The sequence below is a fragment of the Rhizobium brockwellii genome (genome assembly GCF_000769405.2).
In the GTDB taxonomy this organism is placed as follows: domain Bacteria; phylum Pseudomonadota; class Alphaproteobacteria; order Rhizobiales; family Rhizobiaceae; genus Rhizobium; species Rhizobium brockwellii.
The window spans coordinates 4,605,713-4,631,320 of sequence record NZ_CP053439.1; the positions used below are offsets into that span (position 1 = coordinate 4,605,713).

The 25,608-nt window shown below is 61.1% G+C and carries 24 protein-coding genes and 1 other RNA gene; 10 read left to right on the forward strand and 15 right to left on the reverse strand.

The annotated features are described in order from the left end of the window. Positions 1-8: 8 nt before the first annotated feature. Positions 9-105: signal recognition particle sRNA small type (gene ffs, locus RLCC275e_RS22430), an RNA gene on the reverse strand. A gap of 89 nt (positions 106-194) precedes the next feature. Between ffs and RLCC275e_RS22435 the strand changes: the two genes are divergently transcribed. From RLCC275e_RS22435 to RLCC275e_RS22455, 5 genes are all read left to right on the forward strand, one after another. After that, entirely contained in the window at positions 195-605 is a 411-nt protein-coding gene (locus RLCC275e_RS22435) for an HIT domain-containing protein (RefSeq protein WP_033181088.1), read from the forward strand. Beyond that, a complete protein-coding gene (nudC, locus tag RLCC275e_RS22440; protein WP_033181089.1) occupies positions 602-1,561 on the forward strand; it encodes an NAD(+) diphosphatase in 960 nt (319 codons plus the stop codon). The genes RLCC275e_RS22435 and nudC overlap by 4 nt, the downstream gene beginning before the upstream one ends. A 4-nt stretch (positions 1,562-1,565) precedes the next feature. Beyond that, entirely contained in the window at positions 1,566-2,261 is a 696-nt protein-coding gene (locus RLCC275e_RS22445; protein WP_003555798.1) for a helix-turn-helix transcriptional regulator, read from the forward strand. Between the two features lie 72 nt (positions 2,262-2,333). Beyond that, positions 2,334-2,594, forward strand: coding sequence for a hypothetical protein (locus RLCC275e_RS22450; RefSeq protein ID WP_033181090.1), 261 nt, complete (start codon positions 2,334-2,336; stop codon positions 2,592-2,594). Between the two features lie 135 nt (positions 2,595-2,729). Continuing rightward, positions 2,730-3,098, forward strand: a complete 369-nt coding sequence (locus RLCC275e_RS22455) for a VOC family protein (protein ID WP_003555800.1) — start codon at positions 2,730-2,732, stop codon at positions 3,096-3,098. A 23-nt stretch (positions 3,099-3,121) separates the two neighbouring features. On the opposite strand, the gene RLCC275e_RS22460 is transcribed toward RLCC275e_RS22455, so the two are convergent. Next, a complete protein-coding gene (locus tag RLCC275e_RS22460; protein ID WP_033181091.1) occupies positions 3,122-3,976 on the reverse strand; it encodes a prephenate dehydratase in 855 nt (284 codons plus the stop codon). A 10-nt stretch (positions 3,977-3,986) separates the two neighbouring features. Further along, the gene (locus RLCC275e_RS22465; RefSeq protein ID WP_033181092.1) at positions 3,987-4,742 is read right to left on the reverse strand and encodes a 3-deoxy-manno-octulosonate cytidylyltransferase; all 756 of its coding nucleotides are present in this window, start codon (positions 4,740-4,742) and stop codon (positions 3,987-3,989) included. Between the two features lie 154 nt (positions 4,743-4,896). On the opposite strand from RLCC275e_RS22465, the gene RLCC275e_RS22470 reads away from it, so the two are divergent. Continuing rightward, a complete protein-coding gene (locus RLCC275e_RS22470; protein ID WP_033181093.1) occupies positions 4,897-5,460 on the forward strand; it encodes a c-type cytochrome in 564 nt (187 codons plus the stop codon). Between the two features lie 119 nt (positions 5,461-5,579). On the opposite strand, the gene RLCC275e_RS22475 is transcribed toward RLCC275e_RS22470, so the two are convergent. Then, positions 5,580-6,527 (reverse strand): AEC family transporter, encoded by a 948-nt coding sequence (locus RLCC275e_RS22475; protein WP_033181094.1) that lies wholly within the window; start codon positions 6,525-6,527, stop codon positions 5,580-5,582. A gap of 519 nt (positions 6,528-7,046) precedes the next feature. Between RLCC275e_RS22475 and RLCC275e_RS22480 the strand changes: the two genes are divergently transcribed. Beyond that, complete coding sequence (locus RLCC275e_RS22480) at positions 7,047-8,039, forward strand: adenosine kinase (protein ID WP_003544362.1); 993 nt, start codon at positions 7,047-7,049, stop codon at positions 8,037-8,039. Here the strand turns inward: RLCC275e_RS22480 and RLCC275e_RS22485 are convergent. Beyond that, the gene (locus RLCC275e_RS22485; protein WP_033181095.1) at positions 8,032-8,571 is read right to left on the reverse strand and encodes an SH3 domain-containing protein; all 540 of its coding nucleotides are present in this window, start codon (positions 8,569-8,571) and stop codon (positions 8,032-8,034) included. The genes RLCC275e_RS22480 and RLCC275e_RS22485 overlap by 8 nt on opposite strands. Positions 8,572-8,755: 184 nt before the next feature. On the opposite strand from RLCC275e_RS22485, the gene RLCC275e_RS22490 reads away from it, so the two are divergent. Then, the gene (locus RLCC275e_RS22490) at positions 8,756-9,757 is read left to right on the forward strand and encodes a 2-hydroxyacid dehydrogenase (RefSeq protein WP_003555807.1); all 1,002 of its coding nucleotides are present in this window, start codon (positions 8,756-8,758) and stop codon (positions 9,755-9,757) included. A 13-nt stretch (positions 9,758-9,770) separates the two neighbouring features. Here the strand turns inward: RLCC275e_RS22490 and RLCC275e_RS22495 are convergent, their stop codons facing one another. From RLCC275e_RS22495 to recF, 3 genes are read right to left on the reverse strand one after another with little or no spacing between them, the layout of a single operon-like run. Next, positions 9,771-10,259 (reverse strand): GNAT family N-acetyltransferase, encoded by a 489-nt coding sequence (locus RLCC275e_RS22495; protein ID WP_033181096.1) that lies wholly within the window; start codon positions 10,257-10,259, stop codon positions 9,771-9,773. Beyond that, positions 10,256-11,080: a molybdopterin-synthase adenylyltransferase MoeB gene (locus tag RLCC275e_RS22500; protein WP_029873746.1), complete on the reverse strand. Its 825-nt coding sequence runs from the start codon at positions 11,078-11,080 to the stop codon at positions 10,256-10,258. The genes RLCC275e_RS22495 and RLCC275e_RS22500 overlap by 4 nt, the downstream gene beginning before the upstream one ends. Further along, on the reverse strand, positions 11,077-12,201 hold the full coding sequence (gene recF / locus RLCC275e_RS22505) for a DNA replication/repair protein RecF (protein WP_033181097.1): 1,125 nt from the start codon (positions 12,199-12,201) through the stop codon (positions 11,077-11,079). The genes RLCC275e_RS22500 and recF overlap by 4 nt, the downstream gene beginning before the upstream one ends. Before the next feature lie 464 nt (positions 12,202-12,665). On the opposite strand from recF, the gene RLCC275e_RS22510 reads away from it, so the two are divergent. Further along, positions 12,666-13,031 (forward strand): helix-turn-helix domain-containing protein, encoded by a 366-nt coding sequence (locus RLCC275e_RS22510; protein WP_003544369.1) that lies wholly within the window; start codon positions 12,666-12,668, stop codon positions 13,029-13,031. A 159-nt stretch (positions 13,032-13,190) separates the two neighbouring features. On the opposite strand, the gene RLCC275e_RS22515 is transcribed toward RLCC275e_RS22510, so the two are convergent. From RLCC275e_RS22515 to RLCC275e_RS22545, 7 genes are all read right to left on the reverse strand, one after another. Further along, entirely contained in the window at positions 13,191-13,391 is a 201-nt protein-coding gene (locus RLCC275e_RS22515; RefSeq protein WP_003544370.1) for a hypothetical protein, read from the reverse strand. Between the two features lie 310 nt (positions 13,392-13,701). Beyond that, positions 13,702-14,832, reverse strand: coding sequence for a molecular chaperone DnaJ (gene dnaJ, locus RLCC275e_RS22520; protein WP_003555812.1), 1,131 nt, complete (start codon positions 14,830-14,832; stop codon positions 13,702-13,704). Between the two features lie 86 nt (positions 14,833-14,918). Continuing rightward, positions 14,919-16,835 (reverse strand): molecular chaperone DnaK, encoded by a 1,917-nt coding sequence (gene dnaK / locus RLCC275e_RS22525; protein WP_003555813.1) that lies wholly within the window; start codon positions 16,833-16,835, stop codon positions 14,919-14,921. 384 nt (positions 16,836-17,219) lie between these two features. Then, positions 17,220-19,556, reverse strand: coding sequence for a transglycosylase domain-containing protein (locus tag RLCC275e_RS22530; RefSeq protein ID WP_033181098.1), 2,337 nt, complete (start codon positions 19,554-19,556; stop codon positions 17,220-17,222). A gap of 212 nt (positions 19,557-19,768) precedes the next feature. After that, on the reverse strand, positions 19,769-19,990 hold the full coding sequence (locus RLCC275e_RS22535) for a hypothetical protein (RefSeq protein WP_033181099.1): 222 nt from the start codon (positions 19,988-19,990) through the stop codon (positions 19,769-19,771). Between the two features lie 541 nt (positions 19,991-20,531). Continuing rightward, entirely contained in the window at positions 20,532-21,194 is a 663-nt protein-coding gene (locus RLCC275e_RS22540; RefSeq protein ID WP_033181100.1) for an SH3 domain-containing protein, read from the reverse strand. A 388-nt stretch (positions 21,195-21,582) separates the two neighbouring features. Further along, positions 21,583-22,971 (reverse strand): dipeptidase, encoded by a 1,389-nt coding sequence (locus RLCC275e_RS22545; RefSeq protein ID WP_033181749.1) that lies wholly within the window; start codon positions 22,969-22,971, stop codon positions 21,583-21,585. Between the two features lie 214 nt (positions 22,972-23,185). Between RLCC275e_RS22545 and RLCC275e_RS22550 the strand changes: the two genes are divergently transcribed. Further along, positions 23,186-25,570, forward strand: coding sequence for a bifunctional diguanylate cyclase/phosphodiesterase (locus RLCC275e_RS22550; protein ID WP_033181101.1), 2,385 nt, complete (start codon positions 23,186-23,188; stop codon positions 25,568-25,570). The last annotated feature ends 38 nt before the right edge of the window (positions 25,571-25,608 follow it).

Consider the following 25,608-nt stretch of genomic DNA (forward strand, 5'->3'; position numbering starts at 1 on the left):
GAGAGAAGGTGGGAGGCTGGCACGATGACCCGTGCCGGGCTCGTTAGGGCTGCTTCCTTCCGGACCTGACCCGGTTGGCGAGTGGCTCGTCCACCACCAACCTCCCGGATGCACATATCGGCAATATCGTCATCAAAAGCAAGCCAACATGCAAAAAAACTGCTAGTCGTAGGAAAAGACAGGAGGAATGCCCTTTGAAAGGTTTCTCGCTCGATCCCCGGCTGGAAAACGACAGCGTCAGCATCATGGTCACCGGTCTCTGTGATCTGAGATTGTCGAGGGACGCCCGCTGGCCCTGGCTCATTCTCGTGCCGCGACGGGCGGACATCACCGAAATCTTCGAGCTGACGCCGCTCGACCAGGTGCTGCTTGCCTTCGAGACGGAGCTGGTCGCCAAGGCGCTGAAGGAGATCACCGGCGCGACAAAAATCAATGTCGGGGCTCTTGGCAATATCGTCCGCCAGCTTCATGTTCATGTCATTGCCCGCTTCGAAGGCGATGCCAATTGGCCGGGTCCCGTCTGGGGCTTCGGGCGCGCGGAACCCTACGAAGACGGAAAGAGAGACGATTTTATAGCGAAGCTGCGGGAAGCCCTTTCATCATGAGTCATTCGCTTTTCGATTCGGATGTGCCGCATCCGGAACCCAGCAATCTCACGGCCTTTGCCGCCAACGACCTCAACCGCGATTCCGAGCATCGCGATGAACAATCCGTCGAAAAGGCGCTGGCCAAGGAAGGCACCCATATCTTTGCCTTCGCGGGGGATAAGCTGGTGCTGAAGCATGACGGCCAGGTGCTCGACCCGCTCTTTGCCCGCTATGAGCTGCAGGGATTGCAGCCGAAGTGGGATGAAACGGTGCTTCTCGGCTACCGCAAGACCGGCGAGCCACGCCTTGCCGTTCCCGTCGGCATCGATGTCGACGACCTCACCAGCCAGTACAAGCCTGCCGACGGCCGCACGCTGTTTCGCGAAATGCTGATCGACGAGGTGTTGCTCGGCGAATTCGCCCAGGCCGCGAGCCTCATCCGCTGGAACGGTGACAACCGCTTCTGCGGCCGCTGCGGCTCGGCGATGGAGATCCACATCGGCGGCTACAAGCGCATCTGCGCCGCCTGCGAGCACATGATCTTCCCCCGCACCGACCCCGTCGTCATCATGCTGACGGTTGACGAGCAGCGCGACCTCTGCCTGCTCGGCCGCAGCCCGCATTTTGCGCCCGGCATGTATTCCTGTCTTGCCGGCTTCCTCGAACCCGGCGAGACCATCGAGAACGCCGTGCGCCGCGAAACGCTGGAGGAATCGGGCATCCGCACCGGCCGTATCCGCTACCACGCCTCGCAGCCCTGGCCGATGCCGCATTCCCTGATGATCGGCTGTTACGCCGAGGCGAAATCCACCGAAATCAGCCGCGACGAGACCGAGCTGGAGGATTGCCGCTGGTTTACCCGCGAGGAAACGATCGAGATGCTGGAACGCCCGAGCGCGACAGGCAAGGCCTCGCCGCCGAAAGGGGCGATCGCCCACCGCCTGATGCGCGACTGGGTGGAGTGGAAGCGATAGCACCATGCCGGTCGCCCGCTCGGAACGGCTGCTGACGCTGCTCCAGACGCTCCGGCGTTACCGGCGACCGGTGACTGGCACGGTGCTCGCTGAGGAGACCGGCGTCAGCCTGCGCACACTCTATCGCGATATTGCCAGCCTGCAGGCCCAGGGCGCGATGATTGAGGGCGAAGCCGGTATCGGCTACGTGCTGAAGCCGGGCTTCATGCTGCCGCCGATGATGTTTTCCGAAGAAGAGCTGGAGGCATTGGTGCTTGGCTCGCGCTGGGTGGCCCGCGCCGCCGAGCCGCGCCTTGCCGGCGCCGGCGCCGATGCACTGGCCAAGATTGCCGCCGTGCTGCCGGCCGATATGCGCGAGATGATCGATTCGGCAGCGCTTTTCGTCGGCCCTAAACGCAGGGACGAGGACAAGGCTGACGTCTCGGCCATCCGTAGGGCGATCCGCCTGGAGCGTATCCTCGAACTGCATTATGGCGACGAGCAGGGACGTATCTCGCGCCGCCGCGTCTGGCCTTTCGGGCTCGGCTATTACGAGCATGTGCGCGTCCTCATGGCCTGGTGCGAACTGCGCCAGGATTTTCGCCATTTCCGCACCGACCGCATCATCGACATGGCCTTGCATGAGGGGCGCTATCCGCGCCGCCGCACGGTGCTTCTCAAGGAATGGCGCGAGACGCAGGACGTGCCGATCGAGAACTGAACGCTACTGCCATAAACTGTCAGCAGGCGGGGTTATTATCAGTACCAGTCCAACAGGAAAGGAGTACTGAGCATGGTAACGCCTCCAGCCATTCATTTCGCGAACGACCGTTTTGCTGCCGAGTCCTTTGCCGATGTCATTTCGGCCGAGACTTTTGCAGATGTCCGCCAGTCGGCACGCTCCGGCCTGCTGCACCTGGTCATGAGCGTTTTCCGCTTTCCCAGGGGAGAGGGCACCAGCCTCGACCTTGACGCGACTCCGGACTGCCTGAAGCGCGACCTCGGTTTCATGGATGGACGCGACCCGCATTGCGAGGACCATTTCCCGCTCTAGGCCGCCCCTATCCTTGTCAACATCCGCCCGACGAGAACGGGGGCGTTGCGATCGCTACGCCCCTGCACTCTGCTGCCATTCATTGGCAGCAGACGATCTCTCGCGGCGCCATTCTACAACAACGGGAGAACCGAAATGACCAGCCCCAATCTCATCATTCTTTACGTCAAGGACCCGGGTGAAAGCGCCAGCTTCTACCGCAACCTGCTCAATCGCGAACCGGCCGTGGAGGCGCCGAATTTCGTCGCTTTTCCGCTTGAGGGCGGCTTCACCCTCGGTCTCTGGCGGCGCAGCAAGGTCGAACCGCAGCCCTCCGCCATCGGCAACCGCGGCGAAGTGGCCTTCATGGTCGAGGGAGAAAATGCCGTCGCCAGACATTATGAGGACTGGCGCCAGCGCGGTTTGCCGATCGCCCAGGAACTGACCGAACTGGATTTTGGTCCGACCTTCGTCGTGCTCGATCCGGACGGGCATCGGCTGCGTGTCTGTGAGCCGGATAAATAATTCATGCAACTTGCGGGCTTGTCTTACAGCAGGCCTCGCATTGCATGCCCATTGTAAACGCCGAGGATGCGGACTTTCTCGGAAAAGAACCGCAGTTCCTCCAGCGCTCGGCGCACGTTCGGATCGTTCGGATGGCCTTCGATATCGGCGTAGAACTGCGTCGCCACGAATTTTCCGCCGAGCTGGTAGCTTTCGAGCTTCGTCATGTTGATGTTGTTGGTGGCAAAACCGCCAAGCGCCTTGTAGAGCGCGGCCGGAATGTTGCGGACGTTGAAGACGAAGGTGGTGACGACCTTTTCTTCCGCAGAATTCCGCTGCGCCCATTCTTCGTCGCGGGACAGGACGACGAAGCGGGTGACGTTGTTTTCCGTATCCTCGACATTTTCGGCGATGATCTCGAGCCCGTAGAGATCGGCGGCAAGGCGCGGTGCTAAGGCCGCCATCGAGCGGTCTCCGGTTTCCTGCACGAGCTTTGCCGCCCCTGCCGTATCGCCGGCGATCACCGGCTTCCAGCCATTGGCGCGAACGATCTTGCGGCACTGGCCGAGCGCGTGGATATGGCTGTGCACCGTGCGGATCTCGTCCTTGGTGACACCGGGCAGCACCATCAGCTGGAAGCGGATAGGCATGAAATATTCGCCGATGATGTGCAGCCGCGACTCCGGCAGCAGATGGTGGATATCGGCGACGCGCCCGGCAATCGTGTTCTCGATCGGGATCATCCCGATATCGGCATCGCCGTTATCGACCGCCGTGAACGCATCCTCGAAAGTCTGGCAGGGCAGCGGCTCCATGGTCGGAAACATGTCGCGGCTCGCCATGTCGGAATTGGCGCCGAATTCGCCCTGGAAGGCGATCCTGTTGGTCTTGATGTTCATGATGGTTCCGTCAGTTCGACTTTGCGGAGAGGATGCGCCGCGCTTTTTCGAGGTCGGCGGGAGTATCGACACCGAGCGGAACCGTGTCAACGATCTCGGCGTCGATGCGCATGCCGGCTTCCAGCGCCCGCAGCTGCTCCAGCGATTCACGCTTTTCGAGTGTCGAGGGACCGAGCGAGACGAACCGTTCGAGCGCCGTACGCCGATAGGCATAAAGGCCGATATGATGGTAGAGCGGCCCCTGGCCGTAAGGCGCGGTTGCGCGCGTGAAGTAGAGCGCATGCAGCCGGTTGCGGGAAATCGGCGAGCCGACAATCTTGACGATGTGCGGCGCGGTCTTGTCCTCGTCATTGTCGATTTCGGTTGTCAGCGTGCCGATATCGACCGCCTCGTTCTCGAGCGGGCGCAAAGCCGCGCGCACTGTTTCCGGATCGATCGTCGGCAGATCGCCCTGGACGTTGACGATGATTTTCGCCTTGCCCTCCGGATCGACTTTCGTCAGCGCCTCAAAGATCCGATCAGAACCGGACTGGTGATCCGTGCTGGTCATGACGACTTCGAAGCCGGCGGCGGCCACCGCATCGAATACCTGGCTGTCGTCGACGGCGACGACGACGCGGCCGATGGCCGCCTCCCTGGCGCGCAGCGCCACCTGGACGATCATCGGCAGACCACAAATATCGGCCAGCGGCTTGCCCGGAAGCCTGGTGGAGGCCATGCGCGCCGGGATCAATACGAGCACGCCGTCTAAATTTGAATCACTCATTGTTCGGGCCTTCTATTCCGGGCTGAAAAGTGTCAAAAAGTCTCACGCACAAGACCATTTAGACAGTTGCAACGATCAACCAAAAGACATAGGTTCCGCGCGATTTCAAGATGGTCCGGTTTATGGTCTGCCGGCTGCAAGGGGAGCATTGCAGATGAATTCATACGTCAATACGGCCGTGGGGGCGCTGCTCGGAACGATTTTCGTTCTGATGTCGGTCTCCATCGCGTCCGAAGGGATCTTCCATTCCGAAGCACCGGAAAAGGAAGGTTTCTCGATCGTTGCCGAAGAGGCGCCCGCCGCTGGCGGTGAGGCTGCGCCTGCCGTTGCTGTTCCGATCGCACAATTGCTCGCTTCTGCAGATGCCAAGGCCGGTGAAACGGTCTTCAAGAAGTGTCAGGCCTGTCATGACGGCACCAAAGGGGGACCGAACAAGGTCGGTCCCAACCTCTTTGGTGTCGTAGATCGCCCGATCGCCTCGCATGAAGGCTTCGCCTATTCCGCTGCCATGAAGGATTTCTCCAAGGGCAGCAGCGAGAAGTGGACCTTCGAATTTCTCAACAAGTTCCTGCTGGCGCCGAAAAAGGACGTTCCAGGCACCGCGATGGGCTTCGCCGGTCTGGCGAAGGATCAGGACCGCGCCAACGTCATCCTCTACCTGCACACGCTCGCCGATTCGCCGGTGCCGCTGCCGGATCCGAAGGCTGCGACGCAGTGACGCGGCAGACAATCGCATGACATCGAAGCCCGGCCCGCAAGCCGGGCTTTTTGCTGTGCAGAGAACCGATTAAAGCATGTCGCGCAAAACTGTGCAGCGGTTTTAGACTACGACGCGCTTCAGGCGCCGAGGAAATAGGCCCAGAGCGAGACCGTGATGGCGCCGAGCGCCGTCGTCACCGTGATCGTCGAGGCGGCGAGGCTGTGACCGACGCCGAAGCGATTGGCGATCAGCCAGGCATTGACGCCTGTCGGAACGGAGGAGGTCAGCACGATCGCTGCCGTCCATTCGGGGCTCAGGCCGAGGAGGTGGCTCGCCGCCCACACGCAACCGGGCAGCAGCAGCAGCTTCAGGCTCGAAGTGACGCTGGCAATGCCGAGATTGCCGGAGACGCCATATCTCTCCAGCGCCATGCCGAGCGATATCAGCGCCGCCGGACCGGCAATGCCGGCGATCTGCCCGACAACGGTTGCCACCGTCGTCGGCATGGTGAGACCGGAAAGGTGCATGGCCATGCCGGCCGCAAGCCCGATCACCAGCGGGTTGCGCACGAGGTTGACCGCGATCTGGCGGAGCACGAGCACCATGCTGCGATCGCATTTGCCGGCGATCTTGCGCTCGGCATGCTCCATCAGGACCGTGCCGGCGACCATCATGACGGGCAGATGCACGGCAAGCAGGATCGACAGCGCCACCAGCCCTTCGTCGCCGACGGTCCGCTCGACGAGCGGCAGACCGATGAAAATATTGTTGGCGAAGGCCGAGGAAACGCCGGCCAGCACGCCGATTCGTTCGTCGCGGCCGAAGAGGCGTGTGGCGGCGATATGGCCGGCCGTCCAGGTGATGGCAACGCCGGAAAAATAGACGATCCAGAGGCGAAAGGGCGAGGCGCCATGAAAATCCGCTTCGGCGATGGTGCGGAAGAGCAGAAGCGGCACGGCGATCTTGAAGACGAATTCGCTGAGCGCTTCGCCGACATTCGAGGCCATCAACCCGCTGCGGACGATCACCCAGCCGATGAGAATCAGGATGAAGATGGGAAGGACGTCGAGAATGATGGCTGACATAGGGCAGGCTGCTCTGCGCGGGGGAGTATTCGACATCTATAGCGCAGCGCGTCTTTCAGACGCGCAAAGGACGCTGTAGCGCTTTGAATTGCTGCATAATTTATCCTTAAATCGATTCCGATTTAAGGAATTATCCAGTAGCAGCAAACTGCTGGGATTGAAAAGGCAATCGCCGTCGTCCAATCAGGCACATCGGCAAAACAAAAAAAGCGGGCATAGCCCGCTTTTCCGCTCCGGCCTTGCCGGATACCCGAATCACGAAGCTGCCAGTTCATCCGTGGTCAGCAACGCGCCGGTAAGATCGAAGGGATCATCCCTCGTGCGCCCGGCTGCAACTGAAAGCTGCTCATACCGGTCTTCTTGCGAGTATTTCTAGATTTCGAAAGTGACAGGGACATGACGAATAGGCGGCACTTTTACGAAGAAATAGATAGGCCATCCACCATTTATCCTTCCAAACCGCGGAAATTTCGCTAAGACCGAACCCCGGCTATCACAAACTCCGGGACCCTCCATTTCATGACAAGATTCGATGTTCTGACAGTCGGCAACGCAATCGTGGATATCATTGCCCGTTGCGACGACCAGTTCCTCATTGACAACCAGATCACCAAGGCGGCGATGAACCTCATCGATGCCGAACGCGCCGAACTCTTGTATTCGCGCATGGGACCGGCGCTCGAAGCCTCCGGCGGCAGCGCCGGCAACACGGCGGCGGGCGTGGCCAGCCTCGGCGGCAAGGCTGCCTATTTCGGCAATGTTGCCCAAGATCAGCTCGGTGACATCTTCGCGCACGACATCCGCGCCCAGGGCGTCCACTACCAGACCCGGCCCAAGGGCACCTTCCCGCCGACGGCACGTTCGATGATCTTCGTCACCGAAGACGGCGAGCGTTCGATGAACACCTATCTCGGCGCCTGCGTCGAGCTCGGCCCTGAGGATGTCGAGACCGATGTCGTGGCCGATGCCAAGGTCACCTATTTCGAAGGTTATCTCTGGGATCCGCCGCGCGCCAAGGAAGCGATCCTCGATTGTGCCCGCATCGCCCATGAAAACGGCCGCGAAATGTCGATGACGCTGTCCGACAGCTTCTGCGTCGACCGCTATCGCGGCGAATTTCTCGATCTGATGCGCTCCGGCAAGGTCGATATCGTCTTCGCCAATCGCCAGGAAGCGCTGTCGCTCTACGAGACCGACGATTTCGAGGAGGCGCTGAACAGGATCGCCGCCGATTGCAAGATCGCCGCGGTGACGATGAGCGAGGATGGCGCTGTCATCCTGAAGGGCCGCGAGCGTTTTTACGTCGATGCGATCCGGATCAGGGAAGTGGTCGATACGACCGGTGCCGGCGATTTGTTCGCCTCCGGCTTCCTCTATGGCTACACGCAGGGACGCTCTCTCGAGGATTGCGGCAAGCTCGGATGCCTGGCTGCCGGCATCGTCATCCAGCAGATCGGCCCGCGCCCGATGACCTCGCTTTCCGAGGCCGCCAAACGGGCAGGGCTTATTTGAAGGCTTCACCGGGATAGGCGCCCCAGATCTCTGACTGCGCCACCCAACCCGAGGCGCCGTCGGATTCGGCGCGGCACCAGTCGCCGTTGCATTCGCCGATCGTCAGCATCACGCCGGGTTCCAGCTTGGCGACGATCGAGGCGGAGGGCTGCGCCTCGCGGCGCAGATTGACATAGATGCCCTTGCCCTTGGTCTTCATCCATGGGGCGGCGATCGCCGCGCGCTGGCCTGACAGCAGCGACTGGTTGACCCAGCCTTCGGTGCCGTCGGCATCGCGGATACGGCGCCAATTGTCGTATTCCTGGATGATCTCCACGGGCAGGCCGGATTTCAGGTACATCCACGACACGGCGTAATCCGTTCCCGGACCGATGCGCAGGTTGACGCGCTTGGATTTCAGCGTGACGAAACGCGGCAATGGCAGTCCGCTTGGCCCCTTGGCCGCCTGCGCATGGGCGAACTCGACGCTTCCTATGGATGCAGCCAGAGCGATGGCAAGGGCGAGGCAGGACGTCAGGACTTTGCTGCGCATGGAAGTTTCCGTTTGCTCGAATTCGCGGGCAGGCCCGGCCTGTTCGCGGTCCGGGCTCTGACATTCCCCGGCTGCACCACGAGTTTTGTTTGTCTTCGCGTGCGGGTCTGGTAGAAAATGCCCGGATGGGAAAATTATCACCCCTCTTGGTTAAAGACCTCTGAACAAGGCACCACAGGCAGCCATGACAGCGAAGAAAAAACCGAAGGTCTACATCACCCGCAAGCTGCCGGATGCCGTCGAAACCCGGATGCGCGAACTCTTCGACGCCGAGCTGAACATCGACGACGCGCCGCGCTCCGTTGCCGAGCTGATCGCCGCGGTCAAGACCGCCGACGTGCTGGTGCCGACTGTCACCGATCGTATCGACGCGGCGCTGATCGAAGAGGCGGGACCGCAGATGAAGCTGATTGCGAGCTTCTCCAACGGCACCGATCACATCGACGTCGAGGCGGCGGCGCGCAAGGGCATCACCGTCACCAACACGCCGAACGTCCTGACAGAGGACACCGCCGATATGACCATGGCGCTGATTCTCGCTGTTCCGAGAAGGCTCGGCGAAGGTGCGCGCGTGCTGACCGATAAGCCGGGCGAATGGGCAGGCTGGTCTCCCACCTGGATGCTCGGCCGGCGCATTCACGGCAAGCGCATCGGCATTGTCGGCATGGGCCGCATCGGCACGGCGGTGGCCCGCCGCGCCAAGGCTTTCGGCCTGTCGATCCACTACCACAACCGCAAGCGCGTCAATCCGGCCGTCGAGGACGAGCTGGAGGCGACCTATTGGGAAAGCCTCGACCAGATGCTTGCCCGCGTCGACATCGTTTCGGTGAATTGCCCGTCGACGCCGGCCACCTTCCACCTGATCTCCGCCCGCCGTCTGGCGCTGTTGCAGCCGACAGCCTATCTCGTCAACACTGCGCGCGGCGACGTGGTCGATGAAGCTGCGCTGATCAAGTGCCTGAGGGAGGGCCGGATCGCCGGCGCGGGCCTCGACGTCTTCGAGAACGAGCCTGCCGTCAACCCGAGGCTCATCAAGCTCGCCAATGAGGGCAAGGTCGTGCTGCTGCCGCATATGAGTTCGGCGACGATCGAAGGCCGCATCGACATGGGCGACAAGGTCATCATCAATATCCGCACCTTCATCGACGGCCATAGGCCGCCGAATCGGGTACTGCCGGGTCGTTGAAGAATGCTGTAAGTCAGGCGACGCAGATTGGAGGCGCAAGAACCTTGCGCATTTCGACGAACGTCGTCCTGGCAAAACCGGGATGCGCCTTTTCGGCGGTTCTGGAAAATCCCCAGGCTGCAAAGACGGCGTGATTGTCGGTGAGTTCGATCCGCGTTTCCAGCCGCAAGGCGGGAAGGCCGAGCGCCGCTGCCGTCTCCTCGGCAATCGTCAGCAGCCGTTTGCCGAGGCCCTTGCCTTGTACCTCAGGCAGGACGGCGAGCTTGCCGACATAGAGACAATCGGCCTCCGGCCGCAGGAAGAGGCAGCCGATCAGTTTTTCGCCGTCGATGGCGACATGGCCGATCTCGGTCCTGGCCTTTTCGGCCAGTGATGCCGTCGTCAGCTTGAGCGCCGAAGATGGCGGGTCGATCCTGCCGTTCATGGAGGCGAAGGAGGCGAGGATGAGTGCCAGCAATTCGTCCCAGCGCGTGAAGGTCTGATCAAGAGAAATAATCGTCATCCGGCCTGTCTCTGTGTCGTACGGCGTCGTTTGTAGCGGATGGTGTCGAACCGGGCCGAGAGCGCGTCGTAGAGCAGCAACCGTCCGACCAACGGTTCGCCGGTGCCGGTGACGAGCTTGATCGCCTCCATCGCCATCATCGTGCCGATGACGCCGGTCAGCGCGCCGATGATGCCGGCCTCGGCGCAGGCAGGGATCAGTCCGGCCGGCGGCGCTTCCGGAAACAGGTCACGATATCCAGGGTTGGGCGTTCCGTCCTCAGCCGTTTCATACGGCTTGAGAACCGTCAGCGAGCCGTCGAACCGCCCGACGGCGCCGGTGACGAGCGGAATGCGCGCTTCATCAGCCGCATCGGCGGCGGCATAACGGGTGTCGAAATTGTCGGAGCCGTCGATCAGCAGATCGAAACCGGAGAGCTGACGGCGGGCCGCCTCCGGGGAAAAGCGTTCCTCGAAGCGGATCAGTCGGACATGCGGATTGAGCCTGGCGATGGCGAAGGCGGCACTCTCCGTCTTCAATTCGCCGATCGTGCCGGAATCATGGATCACCTGGCGCTGCAGGTTCGACAGCGACACCCGGTCGTCGTCAACGATCCCAAGCGTGCCGACGCCGGCTGCGGCCAGATATTGCAGGACCGGCGCACCGAGGCCACCGGCGCCGATCACCAGCACGCGGGCGGCTTTCAGTTTCTGCTGGCCGGCGCCGCCGATCTCGGGGAGCAGGATATGGCGGTGATAGCGCGCGATTTCTTCCGGGCTGAGCGGTTCCATGGCGCCGATGTTATCATGACGCCCGACGCCGGGAAAAGCCGCCTCCGTCATTCGAACACCCTTCCGTCGGCCACCGTGAAAAATTGCGCCCTGTCACCGAGTGCTGAAAACATCGCGCGATCCGTTCCGGTCATGAAGGCCTGGCCGCCGAGCCCGTCGATAAGGTCGAATAACGCGGCGCGGCGACCCTCGTCGAGATGCGCCGCGATCTCGTCGAGCAGCAGGATCGGCGCATGGCCGGTGAGATTGCCGACGAGCCGGGCATGCGCAAGCACGAGGCCGACCAGCAGCGCTTTCTGCTCGCCGGTGGAGCAACGCTCCGCCTCCATCGCCTTTTCGCGGTGATGCACGATGAGATCGGCCCGATGCGGCCCCTCGAGCGTGCGCCCTGCGCCAGCATCGCGGTAGCGGCTCTCCCCCAGCATCGCCGCATAGTCGTCCTCAAGGTCGACCGAGGGACGCGAGAACTGACCGTCCATGAAGCCCGAGAGCTGCAGCGATGCCGAAGGGAAGGGCGACGTTTCTCGGGTTTCCTCGATCAGCCGGGTCAGCAGGCCGAGCATCTCCTGTCGGGCGAGCGCCATGGCGATGCCGAGGCTTGCCATCTGCTCCTCGATGCCGGCAAGCCAGGAGGGGTCGAAGCGGCCTTCATCCAGCAATTTGTTGCGGCTGCGCATAGCGCGCTCGAAATCGCTGGCACGGCGGCCATGGGCGGGATCGAGCGACAGCACCAACCGGTCGAGAAAACGGCGCCGGTCGGAAGAGGCGCCGGTGAAGAGACCGTCCATCGCCGGTGTCAGCCAGAGAAGGCGCAGATGGTCGGTCAGTTCGTCGGCAGTCTTTGCCGTCGTGCCATTGATGCGCAGCCTGCGGGCGGTGATCTCCTCGCTCGTTTCGATGCCGGTGCCGATCTCGACGTCGCCTTCCATGCCGTCGAGTGCGGCGAAGATCGAAAAACCGCCGGCGGCGCCGACACGGGTAATGTCGCCATAGGCCGCGCGGCGCAGACCGCGGCCAGGCGAAAGCAGAGAAACCGCCTCCATGAGATTGGTCTTGCCGGCGCCGTTGTCTCCCGTCAGCACGGCATGCTGACCATCAAGGGTAAGGGCCGCCGCCGCATAGTTGCGGAAGTCTGTCAGCTTCAGGCGGGAAAGAGAAACCTTGTGCGGCATCGAATGTCCGGAATCGTAAAGCGTGACAGCTAAGCCGAAGCGGCGCTGATGGCAAGGCTGGCAGCTTTTTGGCCGTGGATCGCGCACCGTCGGTGCTGCCGGAAATCAAGCCTTTGATGGTATGTAGGGACGCGGCGGCTGGCGCCACACAGGACATATATTCCAGATGATCCGTGACCGAAGTCCTTGTGTCCGACATCCTCGCGATGGAATGGCATGACACTTTCGAAATTCTGCTAAAAATACAACCATCCGAGATGGCCTGACATCGCCAAACCGATCCCGCAGACAGTCATTGCCAATGTCTTCCAACGCCGGATATTCAAGGTTTACCGCCATCCTCTAAGGCTATTGACGTAACGTAAAGCCCAAAAAAAGTTGGTTGAATTTTGCAACTGCAGGGTTGAGTTATCCGGCGCAAACGATATGGTAAACGGACCATTTATGTATAAGAGAGTGATGAAGTGCCAGATCCGGTTGATATTATCGTCGGTCGCAACGTCAGACAGTTTCGCGCCCTTCGCCGTGTTTCCCAGCTTGAGCTTGGCGAAGCACTCGGACTGACTTTCCAGCAGATCCAGAAATACGAAAAGGGGGCGAACCGCGTTTCCGCCAGCAAGCTGCATCAGATCGCGGTTTTTCTCGACGTCGAGATCTCTGCTCTCTTCGAGGGTGCCGGCATGTCGCCATTTGGCAGCCGTGTCGAACTCAGCCCCGACGCCTACGCGCTTGCGCTGAGCTACGACAAGCTGAACTCACCGGCAGGCAAGGAAGCGGTCAAGACCATCGTCACCCTCATGACGGGCGAAGCGGCCGAAACCGCCGCCTGATTCCACTGCAGCAATCACGGTTCGCACGGAAAGGCACGACCTATTCAAGGTCTGGATGATTTCCGGACACCTGCGAGTGTGCAGCGGTATTGGGGGATGAAGTGCATCAGGACAAAGACCGATAGCAGACCGCCTGATTGAGGTTGGCTGCCGCGCGCTTCAGTGTATCTCGCATTCGTGCAGCGCCATCAGCAGATCGTCCTGCGTCTGGTGGCCGGCATGATAGAGGTCGATCGCGATGCTGGCGATGGAAAGGCCTTGCTGGCTGCGAAGCTTGATGTTGCGCTCGGCGCACCATGTGTAGATGGCGCCGGCGAGAACGTCGACGTCTTCGGACTGAGATGAAAAGGCTGGCGCCATGGTCGATACCCTTGGTTTGTTTGTTGCCGCTAGCGCTAAGGACGCTCTATCACTTTGATTTGGTGCATGACCCCAAAATCGATTCCGATTCCCGGGGTCATGCACTGACGGCAGAGACTGAATTCATTTGGAAAACTTGCAAGCGGCATCATCTGGCTGCGTTAATGCAAGTCGTCGTCCCGTCCGCCACCGTATCGATCCGGGACAGATTCGCCGGCGTGGATGGGAAGCGTCGCAAATCGGGATTCCTGGAAAAAAAACCGGAGACGTTTCCGTCCCCGGCTTTCGAAATAGGCGTGTCGATCGTGGCTCAGCCTTCGAAGAATTCCTTCATGCGGGCAAAGAAGCCCGTCGATTCGGGATTGTTCTCCTTGGAGGAAAGCTGCTCGAATTCCTGAAGCAGTTCGCGCTGGCGCTTGGTAAGCTTCTGCGGCGTCTCGATCTGGATCTGGATGTAGAGGTCGCCCGTCTGCACCGAACGCAGCACCGGCATGCCCTTGCCCTTGAGGCGGAACTGTTTGCCGACCTGCGTGCCCTCGGGCACCGTCACGCGCGACTTGGTGCCGTCGAGCGTCGCCACGTCGAAGGTTCCGCCGAGCGCGGCCGTCGTCATTGAGATCGGAACGGCGCAATAGAGATCGGCTCCGTCGCGCTGATAGAATTCATGCGGTTTGACGGACAGGAAGATATAGAGGTCGCCTGCCGGTCCGCCGCGGGCGCCGGCTTCGCCTTCGCCCTGCAGGCGGATGCGCGTGCCGTCCTCGATGCCGGCAGGAATATTGACTGAGAGCGAACGCTCCTCCGTCACCCGGCCCTGGCCGTGGCACTTCGGGCACGGATCGGGAATGATCTGACCGCGGCCGTGGCAGGTCGGGCAGGTCCGTTCGATCGAGAAGAAGCCCTGTGCCGCGCGCACGCGCCCCGTTCCCTGGCAGGTGCCGCAGTTCTTCGGCTGCGTGCCGGGCTTGGCGCCTGAACCCGAACAGACGTCACAGGTGATCGAAGTCGGAACGCGGATCTGCGCCGTCTTGCCGGAGAAAGACTCTTCCAGCGTTATTTCCATGTTGTAGCGAAGATCGGCGCCGCGCTCGCGGCCGCCCGACGAGCGCTGGCGCGCGCGCCCACCACCCATCATTTCGCCGAAGATATCTTCGAAGATGTCGGAGAAACCGCCGCCGGCAAATCCGCCGCCGCCGCCGCCGCCCATACCGCCATGTTCGAATGCCGCATGGCCATAACGATCATAGGCCGCCCGCTTCTGCGGGTCCTTGAGCATCTCGTAGGCTTCGTTGATTTCCTTGAACTTCCGCTCGGCGTCCTTGTCATCCGGGTTCTTGTCCGGATGGAATTTCATCGCCAATTTGCGAAAGGCGCTTTTCAGCTCTTTTTCGTCCGCCGTCTTGGCTACACCCAGAGTTTCGTAAAAGTCCGCTTTTGCCATTAAGGATTAAACCCCGGAAATGGATTTTCCGGCTGCCATGGTGAGCAGCCGGATCAGATGTTGAAGCATAACCACGCCGTCGCGGATTACGCGGACTTCTTGCGGTCGTCGTCCTTGATTTCCTCGTAGTCGGCATCGACGACATTGTCGCCGCCTTCCGCGGAGGCATCGCCAGCAGCGCCGCCTTCGGCCTGTTGTGCTTCATAGATCGCCTGGCCGAGCTTCATCGACACTTCCATCAGCGTCTGAGTCTTGGCCTTGATGTCGTCGGCATCGGGCTCGGACGCTTCCGACGCCGTCTTCAGCGCGGCGATCGCATCCGAGATCGCGGTGCGGTCGGCCTCGGAAACCTTGTCGCCATAATCCTTCAGCGACTTTTCCGAGGAATGGATCAGGCTTTCAGCCTGGTTCCGGGCTTCGACGGCCTCGCGGCGCTTCTTGTCTTCGGTGGCATGGGCTTCGGCGTCCTTTACCATCTTCTCGATGTCGGCGTCGGAAAGACCGCCGGAAGCCTGGATGCGGATCTGCTGTTCCTTGCCGGTGCCCTTGTCCTTGGCCGAAACCTGCACGATGCCATTGGCGTCGATGTCGAAGGTGACTTCGATCTGCGGCATGCCGCGCGGCGACGGCGGCAGGCCGACGAGGTCGAACTGGCCGAGCAGCTTGTTGTCGGCAGCCATTTCACGCTCGCCCTGCGAAACGCGGATGGTCACGGCCTGCTGGTTGTCTTCGGCGGTCGAAAACGTCTGGCTCTTCTTCGTCGGGATCGTCGTGTTGCGTTCGATCAGGCGGGTAAAGACACCGCCGAGCGTCTCGATGCCGAGCGACAGCGGCGTCACGTCGAGGAGCAGGACGTCCTTGACGTCGCCCTGCAGAACGCCGGCCTGGATGGCGGCGCCAAGCGCCACGACTTCATCCGGGTTGACGCCCTTGTGCGGCTCTTTGCCGAACAGCTGCTTGACGACTTCCTGTACCTTCGGCATGCGGCTCATGCCGCCGACGAGAACCACTTCGTCGATTTCAGCGGCTGTGACGCCGGCATCCTTGAGTGCTGCCTTGCACGGCGCGATCGTGCGCTGGACGAGATCGTCGACCAAGCTCTCGAGCTTGGCGCGGGTCAGCTTCAGCGTCAGATGCTTCGGGCCGGAGGCGTCGGCGGTGATGAACGGCAGGTTGATTTCGGTCTGCTGCGAGGACGAAAGCTCGATCTTTGCCTTTTCCGCAGCTTCCTTGAGGCGCTGCAGGGCAAGCTTGTCGTTCTTCAGGTCGATGCCGTTGTCCCTCTTGAACTCACCAACGAGATATTCGACGAGACGCATGTCGAAGTCTTCACCGCCGAGGAAGGTATCGCCGTTGGTGGACTTCACTTCGAAGACGCCGTCGCCGATCTCGAGGATCGAAATATCGAAGGTGCCGCCGCCAAGGTCGTAGACGGCAATTGTCTTGCCTTCTTTCTTGTCGAGGCCGTAGGCGAGCGCTGCTGCAGTCGGCTCGTTGATGATGCGCAGGACCTCAAGACCAGCGATGCGGCCGGCATCCTTGGTGGCCTGGCGCTGAGCGTCGTTGAAGTAGGCGGGAACGGTGATGACGGCCTTCTCGACCTTTTCGCCGAGATAGGATTCGGCGGTTTCCTTCATCTTCTGAAGGATCATCGCGGAAATCTGAGCGGGCGAGTAGCCCTTGCCATTGGCTTCGACCCAGGCGTCGCCATTGTCGCCCTTGACGATGGTGAAGGGAACGAGGTGCTTGTCCTTCTCGACGGTCGGATCTTCGTATCGGCGGCCGATCAGGCGCTTGACTGCAAAGAGCGTGTTCGTCGGGTTGGTGACTGCTTGGCGCTTGGCCGGCTGGCCGACGAGGCGTTCGCCATCTTCGGAAAATGCCACCATGGAAGGGGTCGTGCGTGCACCTTCCGCATTCTCGATAACCTTCGCGTCCTTGCCGTCCATGACTGCGACGCAGGAATTCGTCGTTCCAAGGTCGATACCAATTACTTTTGCCATGTCATTCTCTCCTTGAAGCAAGCTGTCGGAACCCCGAGAAGGCATTTCCCTGACAGCCCCTTACGGGATGGGTCTACTTGAGATTACGCAATCGTGATTGCGGTGATGCGGCGTATATAAGGAGCGGTTTTCTGGACTGCAAGGCGAGAAATGCCCCGGAATCCAGCAAAACGAATGTGTTGCCTTCAATTTTTACGGTAGCCGGGAAAGAGGTCGCCCCATGTCCGGAAAGCGGCCATATTTTACGGCATGTCGCGCAAAACTGTGCGGCGATTTTGCGACCACGACATGCGTAAAACAAAGACCTGAAGCGCGAGGCGCGAATCTGAAAGATCGCGACGCGCTTAAGGGCATCGGGCTTGTGCGGGGCATACAGCAAAGATCTCACTGGCCCATGATCAGATCGAGCAGCGTCGTGCGCCGCGGCTGGACGGAAGAGGTGGTCTGCGCCCCCCCGACATCGCCGGGTGGAACCATGCCCTCATAGTTCGAACCCCCGCCTTCGGCAATGTCTGCGGGCGGAACCGGGCCATTGCCGGAGCTTGCCCCCTGCTGTCGGGCAGGCGCTTGCGGATAGCGGTTTGCATTGTCGTCGCCGCCGAAGACGCCGGAAATAATGCCGCCGATCGTCGAAGGCGGCGCTTCGGCCGTCATCGGTTGCCCGCTGCCAAACTGCCCATTGCCCGGTGCCTCAGCCATCGGCTGACCATTGTTCGGATCGACGATCAACTGGCCGTTGCCGAAGAGCGGTGCCGGCGAAAGACCCTTGTGGGCGGCGATCATGAATTCCTTCCAGGCCTTGGCGGGCAAGCCGCCGCCGGTCACCTTCTTCATCGGCTTGCCGTCGTCATTGCCGAACCAGACGCCGGTGGTCAGGTTGCTGGTGAAGCCGACGAAGAGCGCGTCGCGCGAATTCTGTGTCGTGCCGGTCTTTCCCGCCGCCTGCCAGCCGGGGATCTTGGCGCTCTTGCCGGTGCCGTTGTCGATGACGCCCATCATCATCGCATCCATCTGGGCGACGATCTGCTCGGACAGCACGCGCGGCGGGCTGTCATAGGTATTTTCGTAGAGAACCTTGCCCTCGGCCGTCGTCACCCGGCGGATGACGTGCGGCGTCGCCTTGTAGCCGCCATTCATGAATGCGGCATAGGAGGCGGTGAGTTCCATCAGCGATACCTCGGACGTGCCGAGCGCGATCGAGGCGTTCGGTTGCAGCTCGCTTTCGATGCCGAGCCGGTGGGCAAGCTTGATCACCTGATCCGGCCCGTCATACATCACCAGCTGGGCGGCCACCGTATTCAGCGACTTAGCAAGCGCGGTCGCCAGCGTCACTTCGCCATTGTATTTTTTCTCGTAATTTTCGGGCGTCCAGTCGCCGATCCGGATCGGCGCGTCGTTGAACACCGAATAGGGCGTCAGCCCCTTCTCGAGTGCTGCGGCATAGACGAAGGGCTTGAACGAGGAACCCGGCTGGCGTTTGGCCTTGACGGCGCGGTTGAACTGGCTCGTCGCATAATCCCTGCCGCCGACGAGTGCCCGGATCGCGCCGGTGCCGTCGATCGAGACGAGGGCTGCCTGCGAGGCGTCGAGCTTGCCGCCCTCCTTGTCGAGTACGTCGACCAGCGATTGCTCGGCTTTCTTTTCCAGCGACTTGTCGATGGTCGTATCGACGATAACGTCTTCCTTGACGTCGCCGATCAGACCCGGCAGCTCGTCCATCACCATGTCGGCGACATAGTGCCCGGCGCCGGACCAGTAACTCTTGGCCGATGCCGGGGTCTGCGACATTGCCGTCTTGACCTCGGAATCGGTGATGAAACCTTGTTCGCGCATCGCCGCGAGCACGAGCTGGGCGCGTGCATTCGCCGCGTCCGCATCGCGGGCCGGCGAAAGCCGCGACGGCGCCTTGAGCAGGCCGGCCAGCACCGCGGCCTCGCCGAGGTTTACGTCACGTGCCGATTTGTTGAAGTAGCGGCGCGAGGCTGCTTCGACGCCATAGGCGTTCGATCCGAAGAACACCCGGTTGAGATACATGGCAAGGATCTGGTCCTTGGTGTATTTCTGCTCTAGCCAGAGCGACAGCAGCACTTCCTGCACCTTGCGTTCCAGCGTTCTCTCGGGCGAGAGAAAGAGGTTCTTGGCAAGCTGCTGCGTCAGCGTCGAGCCACCCTGGACCATGTGGCCAGCCGTGAGATTGGTCACGATCGCCCGGCCGAGCCCGAGCGGGTCGACGCCGAAATGCGAATAGAAACGCCGATCCTCGATAGCGATGACGGCCTCTGGAATATAGGGCGACATGTTTTCGAGCGACAGTGCCTCGCCGCCGGTGGCGCCGCGATTGGCGATGACGCTGCCGTCGACAGCGATGATCTTGACGTTCGGTGGCCGCTCCGGGATTGCCCATGTGCTGGCGCTCGGCATGCGCGAGCCATAATAGACCACAAGCCCAGCAACGCCGATGCCGGCCCAGATGAAAAGCACGACGCACCAGTAGATCACGCGGCGCAGGAAGCCGAAAAGCCCCCCGCCTTCACGCTCCCGCGGCTCGCGCCGCCGCCGGGGGGCGGCGCGTTGCGGCGGAGGTTTGGAGCCGCCGCGGCGCTGGGATCGGCCTCCGGCGATGCGATCATCGGCATCGAGCGAGAATTCGTCATCGTCGCGCGCCGGGCGGCCGCTGAAGGACGGTTCTATTCTGTCGCCTGATCTGCCTCTGCCTGCCATCGCGGACCGGTCACACCCCATGTTCGATCGCGAAGCCAACTTCGCATAACGGCGCTCTTCTCCAGCGCCGCGCATTTTTTTCAGATGCGCAAAGGACGCTGGAGCACTTTGAGTGCCGCCGTGATCATCCGACTGAACTGTAAATGCGGCGATTTAACGGGGTGTTAATAATGGAAAGCAAAGCAGATCGCGCCGGGCGATAGCATTGGCCTTCAGAACTGCCGGGCCTCGTATTCGTCGAGCGTTTCCGGGTCCTGCTTGTATTCCCACTCGCCCTGATGAAAGCGGCGCCAGATCTGGCCGGAAGGGTTGAGGTTCGCCCCATCGGAAAGGCGTACAGGAAGGAGTGGGTTGTGTTTATGCCAAACGGTAACATCTATGGCGGCTGCCCGAGGGGCGAAAAGCCCGAAGAAAGCCAGGTAGTCTTGCGTCATCAGGGTCCAGCCTCGAACGGATTAAAATCAATCCGCATCTTCACAAAACTGCATTAAAGAATCCCGCAAAACAAGAGCCTCGCAATGGCTTCACATGAAATTGTCGGTGACCGTATCCGAGGATCGATGCTTCCCCCGCGTTTCTGTCTTGCGCTCGCCGGCGAAGCGACGCGCGTCGTGAAAACAAAGGCCCGAAAGGCGTGGCGTGAGTTACCTGCGATACGACGTAGATTACCGCGCCGCGCGTCTTTTCGAGAGGCGCAAGAGACACCGTAGCATTTTGAATTGCTAAATAATGTTGCCCTTAATTTCGATTCCGATTTACGAATTAGGCTAGAGGCGGAACCAATAGGCTTCGTGATTGTTTATGAAGAAGCGGGACAACCCCTCACGTCCCGCGAATGATCGGCCGTCTCCCCTCAACGCGTGCCGATCGACATCAGGCCCGGTGTATCCCTCCCAAGGGAGCGCCGGGCTTTTTCTTGGGTGTTTGCCCTTGGCAAATCTCGGAAGAGGACGGCGTTGCCGTCCCCTTCCAGTTTCATTCGTCGCAGGAGGGATCGCCGGGGCGGCAATCAAAGTCCCTGCGGCCCGGCCTGCGATCATCGCCTCTTCGGTCGTCCCTCTGCCGTTCACCTCTTTGCCGATCGTCCCTTTGCCGATCGTCCCGTTGATTGTCGTCACGCCAGTCACGATCGCGGTTGCGCCCATCTCGGTCGCCATCCCGCTCGCGCCAGTTCCGGTCGCGATCTCGGTTATCCCGATCGCGATCCCGATTGTCGCGGTCGCGATAATAATAGTCCGGGCCGCGGCTCCAGCGGTCACGGTCGCGATAGAAATCGCGGTTGCGGTAGTAGCGGTCCCAATAATTGTCGACGCTGAAGCGAATCATCGGAATGCCGAGCGGACGGTAATATTGCGGGCCGACATAGACGCGGCGCTGCTGGTAGAGGGCCTGGACGTACTGGCCGGAAACCCAGCCGCGGCCGCCGTAGAACTCGACGTCGCACCAGTTGACGTCGGAAAGGCATCCGCGGATCTCGACGGAAGAACCGGCCGGGATGACCGCGACGGCAGGATAACGGGTGCTCGGACCGGCACGCATGTTGACGTTCGCAGTCGAGTAGCCCTCGGCAGCCTGCGCTATGGCGGGAGCCAGCATAAGCATGCCGGCGGCTGCGATTTTAACAAAGAGATTTTTCACGCTTCTCAGTCCTTGTTGGCACGTTTTTCAGGCAGCGCTTGGCCGCGTTTCCTTGGCATATGCCATTGAAACAAAAGACAGAGCGATCGCCCGCAGGTGTAAGGGGCTATCATTCACCTTATCTTTCAATGACTTATATGTCGCTCGCGATGAACGCAGCTTGAACGGCGAAATGTCTGTCAGCGCCTTGGAGCCGTGCGTGCCGCTTCCGGCTTTGTTAACGGTTCGTTAACCTTTCGGCGGCAATCTCATTGCAATACCCGCTTGCTCTTTGACCACGGATGAACTGGCACTGAGTTAAACGGATGACGAAAGGCCGGGTCGAACCGGCCTTTTTGTTTCTTGCGACCTTGATTGGCGCTTCTTGATGGAAGCTGCGCCTTTTCCTTCAGGTGGCGAGCGACTGAAGAATCCGCACCCAGGAGCGGATGCCCTTGTGGTAGGAGACGAGCTCGTATTTCTCGTTCGGCGAGTGAATGCGATCGTCGCTGAGGCCGAAGCCGACGAGCAGCGATTCCATACCGAGCATCTTCTGGAAATCTCCGACGATCGGGATCGATCCACCCATGCCGATGACGATGGCGGGTTTCGGCCACTCGTCGGAAAGCGCGTTCTTCGCCTTGGTCAGAACAGGCGAATCATAGGAGAGATGGATTGCCGGCGAACCGCCATGCGGATGGAACTCGACCGAGCAATCGGCGGGAATCTTCGCGCTGATATAGCTGCGGAAAGCCTCGCGGATGGCTGCCGGATCCTGCGTGCCGACAAGCCGGAACGAAACCTTGGCCGAAGCCTTGGCGGCGATCACCGTCTTGAAGCCTTCGCCGGTATAGCCGCCCCAGATGCCGTTGATTTCGGCAGTCGGCCGCGCCCAGGTGAGTTCCAGTACCGAACGGCCCTTCTCGCCGGATGGAATGGAAAGGCCGACTTCGCCGAGGAAGCTCTCCGCGGTCTTGCCGAGCGTCTCCCATGACGCCTTGATGTTCTCAGGCGTCTCCTCGACACCGTCATAGAAGCCGTCAAGCGTGATGCGGCCCGTCTCGTCATGCAGGCCGGCAAGAGCCTCGACGAGAATATGGATCGGATTGGCCGCCGCGCCGCCGAAGAGACCGGAATGCAGGTCGCGGTCGGCGGCCGTTACGATCACTTCCTCGCCGACGAGGCCGCGCAGCGCTGCGGCGATCGCCGGCGTGTCGCGATCCCACATGCCGGTATCGCAGACGAGCGCATAGTCGGCCTTGAGCTCGGCGGCATTGGCTTCGAGGAAGGGCTTCAGGGATGGCGAGCCGGACTCCTCCTCGCCCTCGAAGAGAATGGTGATGCGGCAGGGAAGCATGCCGTTGATCTCCTTATAGGCGCGGCAAGCCTCGACGAAGGTCATCAACTGGCCCTTGTCGTCGGAGGTGCCACGGCCGGTCAGGATCTTGCGGCCCTCGCCGACATCCTTGATCGATGGCTCGAACGGGTCGTTTTCCCAGAGTTCGATCGGGTCGACCGGCTGAACGTCGTAATGGCCGTAGAAAAGAACATGCGGCGCATTGGCGCACGCGCCGGCATGATGGGCGACTACCATCGGATGGCCTGGCGTATCGCGCACTGAGGCCGTAAAGCCGAGCGTCCCGAGATAGGCGACGAGCCATTCCGCAGCCTTTCGGCATTCGGCTTTGTAAGCGGGATCGGTGGATATCGACTGGATGCGCAGAAGCTCGAACAGCTTGTCGAGGCTCGATGGAAGGTTCTGGTCCGCGCGCGCAAGCACCTGGCTTACATCGGTCATTTTCGACTCCTTTTTGAAATTCGGCCGGACGATAGACCAAACCAGAAGGGCAGGCGAGGCGGAAAAACGAAAAATCGGCGCCGCGAAAGACCGGCAGGGCATAGACGAACATCAAGAAGATTTGCTGGATAATATAGAAGAGAATTCTAATTCAATTTACCGTTATTTAGCATAACCTAAATAACCTGACCGAATTCAGCTGTGGGAGGGGCAGATGTTTTCGGTCATTACATGTATTCGGGACAACCACGATTGGCGGCTGGTGCTTGCGGCGGCCGCGGTCTGCCTGGTCGGCGCTATGGCGGCCATGTTACTGCTGTCCCGCGCCCAGGAATGCGATGCCGGGCGGCGCAAGCTCTGGATCGGCGCCTCGGCATTTGCTTTCGGCACCGGCGTATGGGCAACGCACTTCATCGCGATGCTGGCCTATGACGGCGGCATGCCGATCGGCTACCAACTGGGCCTGACGGCGCTTTCTTTCCTCCTGTCGGTTGTCGGTTCGTGGGCGGCGATCCTCGTCGCTTCGGAAAGCCGCGGCAGGTTTTCTCGCATCCGCGGGGGCGTCCTGATGGCGCTCGGCATTGCCTCCATGCACCTGACCGGCATGCAGGCGATCGAAACGCAGGCGACAATCCTTTATGATCCCTTGATGACGCTGAGTGCGGTTCTCGCAGGAGCGCTGTTGTCGAGCGCCGCCTTCCACGCCTTTTTTCAATTGAAGGGACAGCGACGGCTCCTCGCCTCGTCAATTACTTTCGTCCTCGCGATCTGCGCTCTCCATTTCATCTCGATGGCCAGCATCACACTCCTGCCGGATCCCGGCAAGCAAGTTCCAGCAGCGGTGCTCGACGCCAGCCTGCTTGCTGCGATCGTCGTGGTGGCGGCGACCACGCTCATTCTGATTGCGCTCGCGGCGGTCTTTATCGAAAGCCATCTGACGGATCTGAGGGGGCTCGCGAATGCTTCGCAGGAAGGGCTCCTGATCCTGCGCCAAGGCCGGATCATCGATGCCAATGAACGCTTCCAGGGGCTTTCCGGCTGGAAGCTTGCCGGTCTCGCCGGCAAGTCGCCCTCGGCAGTTTTGACCACTATTCAGGGGGCTGGGCAGAACAAACCCAGCGAGACGCTGCTCAACACCAGGAACGGCAGGGAGATCGCCGTCGACGTGACCGCGAGCAGGATCGTCTATCGCGGGCACAATTGCGAGGTGCTGGCGGTGCGTGATCTCACCGAGCGCAGGCAGGCCGAAGAGATGATCGAGCATCTCGCTCACCACGACGTGCTCACCGATCTGCCGAACAGGTCGCTGTTCGATACCCGCATCCGCCAGGCGCTGCAGATGGCCGAACGAAAGAACAGCGAGGTTGCCCTCTTCTATCTCGACCTCGATCGCTTCAAGGCCGTCAACGATATCTTCGGCCATGCCGAAGGCGACCGCATTCTCCGCAAGGTCGCCTCGATCCTGCGCCGCGTGGCCGATGAAAGCGATACGGTCGCCCGCCTCGGCGGCGATGAATTCGCCATCATTCAGCTCGCCGGGCAGCAGCCGGCGGCGGCCCAAAAGCTTGCGGCTGACATCCTCGACGAATTCGCCGCCGAGATGGACACGGCGCGTGACCCGACCGCCGTCGGCGTCAGCGTCGGCATCGCACTCTATCCCGCGGATGGGGCTGCTGCTGAAGAACTCTGCAACAATGCCGATACTGCCCTCTACCGCGTCAAGCATAACGGTCGCGGCAAGGTCTGTTTCTTCGACGCGGAAATGGATAAGGCGGCACGGAACCGCCGCCAGATCGAAAGCGAACTGCGCCATGCGATCATCCGCAACCAGATCCATGTCAGCTATCAGCCGATCCTCGATGCGCAGAGCGGCGAGATCGGCGGCTATGAGGCCCTGATGCGCTGGAACCGACCAGGTCACGGCTTGACCGAGCCCGATATCTTCATCCCGATCGCCGAGGAAAGCGGCTCGATCGTCCAACTTGGCGAATGGGTGTTGCAGCAGGCCTGCAGCGAGGCTGTGCGCTGGCCGCTGCCGTTGATGATCGCCGTCAATCTCTCGCCTGTTCAATTCATGCTGCCGAACCTCTGCGAGCGGATCGAGGCGATCCTCGCTGAAACCGGGCTTGCGCCCAGCCGGCTGGAGCTCGAGATCACCGAGGCGGCCCTCATTCGCGATCGCGACCGGGTGATGACGACGCTGCTGCGGCTGCACAAGCTCGGCGTGCACATCGTCATGGATGATTTCGGCACCGGTTTTTCCTCGCTTTCCAACCTGCGTTCATTCCCTTTCGACAAGATCAAGGTTGACCGCAGTTTCACCGGCGTGCTGGAACATGATGCGGCGGCGCGCTCGATCGTGCGCGCCATCATCGGCCTTGGCCATAGCCTCGGCATGCCTGTTGTGACGGAGGGCGTGGAAACCGAGATTCAGCGCCGGATCGTCGTCGAGGAAGGCTGCGCGCAAGTGCAAGGCCTTTTACTCGGCAAGCCGGATATCGAGCCGAGCATCAAGCTTGCCGCTCGCGAAAACGTCCTGACCGCGCAGATCGAAACCGGCGTGTCCTCATTGCGACGCGCATATGGTGCGGGCGAGTGATCTTACAGCGCCGCGCGTCTTTTCAGACGCGCAAAGGA

What these genes read in the sequence shown, in the direction of transcription:
- nudC (WP_033181089.1), top strand. Translation starts at nt 602, where the DNA reads ATGAGTCATTCGCTTTTCGATTCGGATGTGCCGCATCCGGAACCCAGC.
- RLCC275e_RS22445 (WP_003555798.1), top strand. Translation starts at nt 1,566, where the DNA reads ATGCCGGTCGCCCGCTCGGAACGGCTGCTGACGCTGCTCCAGACGCTC.
- RLCC275e_RS22450 (WP_033181090.1), top strand. Translation starts at nt 2,334, where the DNA reads ATGGTAACGCCTCCAGCCATTCATTTCGCGAACGACCGTTTTGCTGCC.
- RLCC275e_RS22455 (WP_003555800.1), top strand. Translation starts at nt 2,730, where the DNA reads ATGACCAGCCCCAATCTCATCATTCTTTACGTCAAGGACCCGGGTGAA.
- RLCC275e_RS22460 (WP_033181091.1), bottom strand. Translation starts at nt 3,976, where the DNA reads ATGAACATCAAGACCAACAGGATCGCCTTCCAGGGCGAATTCGGCGCC.
- RLCC275e_RS22465 (WP_033181092.1), bottom strand. Translation starts at nt 4,742, where the DNA reads ATGAGTGATTCAAATTTAGACGGCGTGCTCGTATTGATCCCGGCGCGC.
- RLCC275e_RS22470 (WP_033181093.1), top strand. Translation starts at nt 4,897, where the DNA reads ATGAATTCATACGTCAATACGGCCGTGGGGGCGCTGCTCGGAACGATT.
- RLCC275e_RS22475 (WP_033181094.1), bottom strand. Translation starts at nt 6,527, where the DNA reads ATGTCAGCCATCATTCTCGACGTCCTTCCCATCTTCATCCTGATTCTC.
- RLCC275e_RS22480 (WP_003544362.1), top strand. Translation starts at nt 7,047, where the DNA reads ATGACAAGATTCGATGTTCTGACAGTCGGCAACGCAATCGTGGATATC.
- RLCC275e_RS22485 (WP_033181095.1), bottom strand. Translation starts at nt 8,571, where the DNA reads ATGCGCAGCAAAGTCCTGACGTCCTGCCTCGCCCTTGCCATCGCTCTG.
- RLCC275e_RS22490 (WP_003555807.1), top strand. Translation starts at nt 8,756, where the DNA reads ATGACAGCGAAGAAAAAACCGAAGGTCTACATCACCCGCAAGCTGCCG.
- RLCC275e_RS22495 (WP_033181096.1), bottom strand. Translation starts at nt 10,259, where the DNA reads ATGACGATTATTTCTCTTGATCAGACCTTCACGCGCTGGGACGAATTG.
- RLCC275e_RS22500 (WP_029873746.1), bottom strand. Translation starts at nt 11,080, where the DNA reads ATGACGGAGGCGGCTTTTCCCGGCGTCGGGCGTCATGATAACATCGGC.
- recF (WP_033181097.1), bottom strand. Translation starts at nt 12,201, where the DNA reads ATGCCGCACAAGGTTTCTCTTTCCCGCCTGAAGCTGACAGACTTCCGC.
- RLCC275e_RS22515 (WP_003544370.1), bottom strand. Translation starts at nt 13,391, where the DNA reads ATGGCGCCAGCCTTTTCATCTCAGTCCGAAGACGTCGACGTTCTCGCC.
- dnaJ (WP_003555812.1), bottom strand. Translation starts at nt 14,832, where the DNA reads ATGGCAAAAGCGGACTTTTACGAAACTCTGGGTGTAGCCAAGACGGCG.
- dnaK (WP_003555813.1), bottom strand. Translation starts at nt 16,835, where the DNA reads ATGGCAAAAGTAATTGGTATCGACCTTGGAACGACGAATTCCTGCGTC.
- RLCC275e_RS22530 (WP_033181098.1), bottom strand. Translation starts at nt 19,556, where the DNA reads ATGGCAGGCAGAGGCAGATCAGGCGACAGAATAGAACCGTCCTTCAGC.
- RLCC275e_RS22535 (WP_033181099.1), bottom strand. Translation starts at nt 19,990, where the DNA reads ATGACGCAAGACTACCTGGCTTTCTTCGGGCTTTTCGCCCCTCGGGCA.
- RLCC275e_RS22545 (WP_033181749.1), bottom strand. Translation starts at nt 22,971, where the DNA reads ATGACCGATGTAAGCCAGGTGCTTGCGCGCGCGGACCAGAACCTTCCA.
- RLCC275e_RS22550 (WP_033181101.1), top strand. Translation starts at nt 23,186, where the DNA reads ATGTTTTCGGTCATTACATGTATTCGGGACAACCACGATTGGCGGCTG.